This window comes from Prosthecobacter sp. (genome assembly GCF_044232965.1).
Lineage (GTDB): Bacteria > Verrucomicrobiota > Verrucomicrobiia > Verrucomicrobiales > Verrucomicrobiaceae > Prosthecobacter.
Genome location: NZ_JBIIKX010000143.1, coordinates 1 through 4,724, shown reverse-complemented (window position 1 = coordinate 4,724; position 4,724 = coordinate 1). Strand labels below are relative to the sequence as shown.

Annotated in this window: 5 protein-coding genes; 4 read left to right on the top strand and 1 reads right to left on the bottom strand. The window is 59.5% G+C overall.

The window, feature by feature from the left end; genetic code table 11:
• Window positions 1–742: 742 nt before the first annotated feature.
• The gene (locus ACILSI_RS26665; RefSeq protein ID WP_395724971.1) at window positions 743–1,174 is read right to left on the bottom strand and encodes a LysR family transcriptional regulator substrate-binding protein; all 432 of its coding nucleotides are present in this window, start codon (window positions 1,172–1,174) and stop codon (window positions 743–745) included.
• Between ACILSI_RS26665 and ACILSI_RS26660 the strand changes: the two genes are divergently transcribed.
• The 4 genes from ACILSI_RS26660 to ACILSI_RS26645 all read left to right on the top strand — a co-directional run.
• Window positions 1,159–1,500: a hypothetical protein gene (locus ACILSI_RS26660; RefSeq protein ID WP_395724972.1), complete on the top strand. Its 342-nt coding sequence runs from the start codon at window positions 1,159–1,161 to the stop codon at window positions 1,498–1,500. The genes ACILSI_RS26665 and ACILSI_RS26660 overlap by 16 nt on opposite strands.
• Window positions 1,501–1,532: 32 nt before the next feature.
• Window positions 1,533–2,903, top strand: a complete 1,371-nt coding sequence (locus ACILSI_RS26655; protein ID WP_395724970.1) for a hypothetical protein — start codon at window positions 1,533–1,535, stop codon at window positions 2,901–2,903.
• A 39-nt stretch (window positions 2,904–2,942) separates the two neighbouring features.
• Window positions 2,943–3,956: a Gfo/Idh/MocA family protein gene (locus tag ACILSI_RS26650; protein ID WP_395724969.1), complete on the top strand. Its 1,014-nt coding sequence runs from the start codon at window positions 2,943–2,945 to the stop codon at window positions 3,954–3,956.
• 31 nt (window positions 3,957–3,987) lie between these two features.
• On the top strand, window positions 3,988–4,724 hold a 737-nt coding region (locus tag ACILSI_RS26645), incomplete at its 3' end, for a sialidase family protein (RefSeq protein WP_395724968.1).

The following is a 4,724-nucleotide window of genomic DNA, read 5'->3' as shown; positions in this document are numbered from 1 at the left end:
GCCTGCAACCTGACGGTGAGAGGAAGTGAGAAGGGGTCGGAAAATCAGAGGCAATGTCCCACATCAAGCCAGCGCGGGATGCTCGTTTGGTAAGCATTTACGTGCTGGTGCAAGCCGTTGGAGGGGTAAGTATGCGCCTGCCTGCTTGAACTTGGAAAGGCTTCATGACAGCCTGGAACTCGAAAAAAGTGGAAAGCACAAATTTGCGTTCTCATGGAATTTGCTTGGTGGGGCGCCTACCCAAGGACACAGACGCGCACGGAAAGAGATTCCCTTGCACGGAGCGGCTCACATCGGCGCGCGGCAGCCTGCCAAAACAATTTTCTAGCAGACGCATGAATAAAGAAGCGTCCCCATCATCGCCGCCCTGTTGGCTGGCTCCACTGCCATCCGCAGGGGCAATGAAAGCATGAGTCCCGCCCTTCGCAAAAAAGCGCACTGAGCTTCTCCATCCGCATGTGCCATCATGCCCGCCATCACAACGCCCACGATTACGCCAAGCGCATCCACGATCGGCTACCAGGGCGCTTGCAGGAACTCTGGGAAACGATGAGTTTGAACAACGTCCAGACTAGCTCGTGAGAGTGGCATCGGCTGGGAATCCATCGGCAGGATAAAAGGCGGTTTCATCTGTCCGACCATGGTGAACCACCGGACCACGAGGCCAACACGCGAGTGCTTGATGAGTTGAGCGTAACCGATCCTCGAATGAAGGCCGAAGCACTTTGCTGAACTTGTGGAGCTACATTTCACTCATGGCTTTCAGCACGATTTCACTGAACGCCCTCACATGCGGGAGTTCGTGGCGACCTTTGCGGTGGAGGAGGACGACCTCTTCGTGGCCGAAGAGGCTCGTGATATCGCGTATGGTCAGTTCGGCTTCTCCGGCGGCGGGCTTGGGGAGCTTGGCGGCTTGAGCGCTGGTCCCAATGGCGATGCCGAAGCCGATGGCGACGTAGCCTGGTAGCAGGGCGTGATTGGTCGCGGTCATGGTGACGTTAATTCGGTCGGCGAGATTGGCTTGCTCAAAGATGTGGCGGATTTGCCGATGTGAGCTGGAGTCTTCGGCACTGAGCACGAGCGGCTGTTTGACGAGATCGGCCAGCGTGATGCGGCGGGAGGTGGCGAGAGGATGCATCTTCTGGCAGATGAGGAGGAATGGATAGCGCGCCAAAGGCGACGATGTCAGCCTCGTCGTTTTCGATGACCTTTCGCGCGGCGTTCGAAGGGCGGTCGATTAGCGTGAGCTTCACGTTCGGATGCGCTTTGCGATACTGGATGATCGGCTTGCGCAACGCACCGGAGAGCATGGGGGCGGGTGCGACGATGGTGAGCGTGCGCGGCGTGGTGCGATGGCGGTCGGCAAACACCACGCGCACGAATGACATCCAGTTGTCCGCCGGCAAGACCTCGTGCGCCCGCCGCCGAGCAAGGCAGACCAGCAACGGTTTTAGCCGCAGCGTAAACGGCTTTTCCTTACTGTTGTCAGTAAAGATGTGAAATGCGGTGGGAGGCGGGTGTATTGCTCAGGCATGAAAACTCATCTCATCATCGTTGCCACGGGATGGCTCGCTCTGGCGTCAGCTTATTCCCAAATCATCGACGGACAGTTTCCCGTCACGTCGAATCTCAAGGTCGGCGTGGCGAAGGTGGACATCACACCGACGGATGTTGCGGGCATCACGGTCGTCGGACATCGGCGGGAGGTGACTGGCGTGCGAGATCCTTTGCGAGCAGGCGTGCTCATTCTCGACGATGGGGAGACGAAAGCGGCGATCGTGACGATGGATACCATCGGGGCGTGGGAGGACATGGTGAAGCTGGCGCGAGCGAGCATTGAAAAGGAGACGGGCGTGCCGGCGGCGAACATCATGGTGACCGCGTCGCACAATCACTCAGGGCCGGGTTATGTGGAGAACTTGCGTTGGGCATCAGAGTTGATCAAGAAGCTCACGGCGGCAGCGAAGGAAGCGGCGGGGAATATACACACGGTCAGCATCGGCTACGGCGAGGATCACATCGGTTTTGGCATCCAGCGGCGCAAAACCATCGATGGTCGTGCGGTGGTGCGTTTGAATCCTGACGGACCGAATGATCCGCGTGTGAAGGTGCTGCGCTTCGATGATGGCAAGTCGCTCACGCCGGTGGCGGTGATCATGCACGCGGTGTGTCATCCCTGCTTCTTCACCTGGGGCGACAAAGGATCTCAGCCTTATCCGAAAGGCTACCCGAAGATGACGGCGGACTTTCCCGGTGAGGCGCAGACGTTTGTCGAGAGCGTCTATGCGCAGAAGACGAGCGTGATGTTCATGCAAGGCTGCGCGGGTGACATCCGGCCCAACTTGCCGGGCTATCCGTATCGCTGTGCGGACGAGGCGGACATCCAATGGGCGGGCCGTGACCTTGGCGGCGCGGTGACGCGTGTGGCGGCTTACAGCATGACCCGCGAGCAGTTGAAGAAGCGCGAGTCGTTCTACCAAATTCGCGTGGCCAGCGAAACCATAGATCTACCCGGCAAAGAAGGTCCCGTGCCCTCGGAGTTGATGGCGATGAAGATTGGGCCGTTCCTGTTTCTCACGATGCCGGGTGAGCCAATGGTTGAGTATGGTTTCAAACTCGAAAAAGCCATCGCAGATCGTGCCACGCCGATCATCGTCGGCTATTCCAATGGCAACATCGGCTACATCGCGACTGCTGATGCGCACAAGGTCGGCGGCTACGAACCGAATCGCTCCGTGCTGTCGCCAGAGGCTGAGCCGATCATCTTGAAACAACTCGGTGCGCTCGCGGATCGCGTCGTCGGCGATGTGTTCGAGTCTTTTTCAAAGCATCCCAAGGACGTGCAGAAACGCGAGGCGGAGGAAAAGGCGCGGCTGGATGCTGCCAAACCAACCAAGCCATAGAAGCGTGTCAGTCATCCCCATAGACTCAGCGACACACGCATGAAACTCGCATTCATCGGTCTCAAAGGACATGTCGGCTCGGTGCTGGCGGGGGCGAAGTTGCTGGACGATGTGGAAGTCGTGGCGGCGGCGGAGGATGATGCGGCGTTGCTGGCGTCGTTGGTGAAGAAAGATCCGCTGCTGGCGAAGGCGCAGACTTATGAGCAGTGGCGGCATCTTGTGGAGCATACGATGCCGGATGTGTGCTGCGTGGCGGGGGAAAGCGGGGGGCGTGTCGAGCAGTTGCTGGCGTTGATGGAGCGTGGGGTGCATATCGTTTCAGAGAAGCCGCTGGTGACGACGATGGCGGATCTGGAGCGAGTGCGGGCGGCGTTCGCGAAGTCGAAGTCGCAGCTCACGATGCTGCTGGAACTGCGGCATCAGCCGAAGAATGCGCGGGTGCGCGAGATCATCCAGCGCGGGGACATCGGCGAGGTGTGTCAGGTGACGACGCAGAAGTCTTACAAGTGGGGTGAGCGGGCGGAGTGGTTCAAAAGCAGGGCGCGGCTTGGGGGCACGATTCCCTACATCGGCATTCATTCGCTGGACACGATCCGCTGGGTCACGGGGCTCGATTTCATTCACCTCGCGGCGATTCATGGCAAAATCGGACGACCCGAGATGGGCGAGACGGAATGCCATGCGTCGGTGCTCGGGGAGTTGTCGAATGGTGCGTCGGTCACGGCGCGCATCGACTATCTGCGGCCTGCGAAAGCGGCGACGCATAGCGATGACCGTCTGCGCGTGGCCGGCACAAAAGGGGTCGTCGAGGTGAATGAAGGCGACGAGACGATCTCGCTCATCACGGGCGACAAGACGGAGCGGATTCCCTTTGGCGAGACGGAGAATCTGTTCGTCGAGTTCGTGAAGTTCCTGCGCGGTGGTGCGGTGCCGCGCATCACGGCGGATGATTGTTTCCGCAGCACCGAAATCGCGTTGCGGGCGCGTGAGGCGGCGGACGAAACGAAGATGATCGCGCTGCCGCCGATGCGTCCGGTGCGCGGTCTGAAGTAATGCGCCCGATTTCTCTTACCTATCCGATTCCATGAAACTACTTCCACCTGGGACATTTCTTCTCCTCGTCGCCACATTTCTTCAGACCGGAATATCCACATTCGCCGCTGAGCCGATCAACACGCCGGAGAATAGAATCTCGATCACCAACGAGCCCACGAAGGAACATCCGCGCAGCTCGGAAGGCAGCTTTGCCGCGCTGACATCCGGACGGATCATTTTTTGTTACACGCAGTTCCACGGCGGCGGGGCGGACCACAGCCCGGCGCGGATCGTGCGCATCCACTCGGACGATCAGGGGCGCACGTGGAGTGAGCCGGTGGCCGTGGTGGAGAATGTGGGCGGCAACAATGTGATGAGCGTGTCGCTGCTGCGGCTGGCGAGCGGGAAGCTGGCGATGTTTTATCTTTTGAAAAACAGTTGGATCGATTGCCGCCCGCAGATGCGTCTCTCGAGCGATGATGGGCAGACGTGGTCGGAGGCGAAGGGTATTCTCGATGCGCCGGGATACTTCGTGATGAACAATGACCGCGTCATTCAAACCAGTAGGGGGCGACTGATCGTCCCTCTGGCTTTCCATCGCTCTCGCGGCAGTGATCCGCAGAGCAGCAAGTCTTTCGACGTGCGAGCCATCACGATGTGGATCTACTCAGACGACGATGGGACGACATGGCAGGAGTCGGCAAGCTGGTGGGCCTTGCCCATGCGTAGCGGCACGGGCTTGCAGGAGCCGGGCATCGTCGAACTCGCGGATGGTTCGCTCTTTTC

Coding starts and splice junctions, on each gene's coding strand:
- ACILSI_RS26655 (WP_395724970.1), top strand. CDS start 1,533: ATGAAAACTCATCTCATCATCGTTGCCACGGGATGGCTCGCTCTGGCG.
- ACILSI_RS26650 (WP_395724969.1), top strand. CDS start 2,943: ATGAAACTCGCATTCATCGGTCTCAAAGGACATGTCGGCTCGGTGCTG.
- ACILSI_RS26660 (WP_395724972.1), top strand. CDS start 1,159: ATGGATAGCGCGCCAAAGGCGACGATGTCAGCCTCGTCGTTTTCGATG.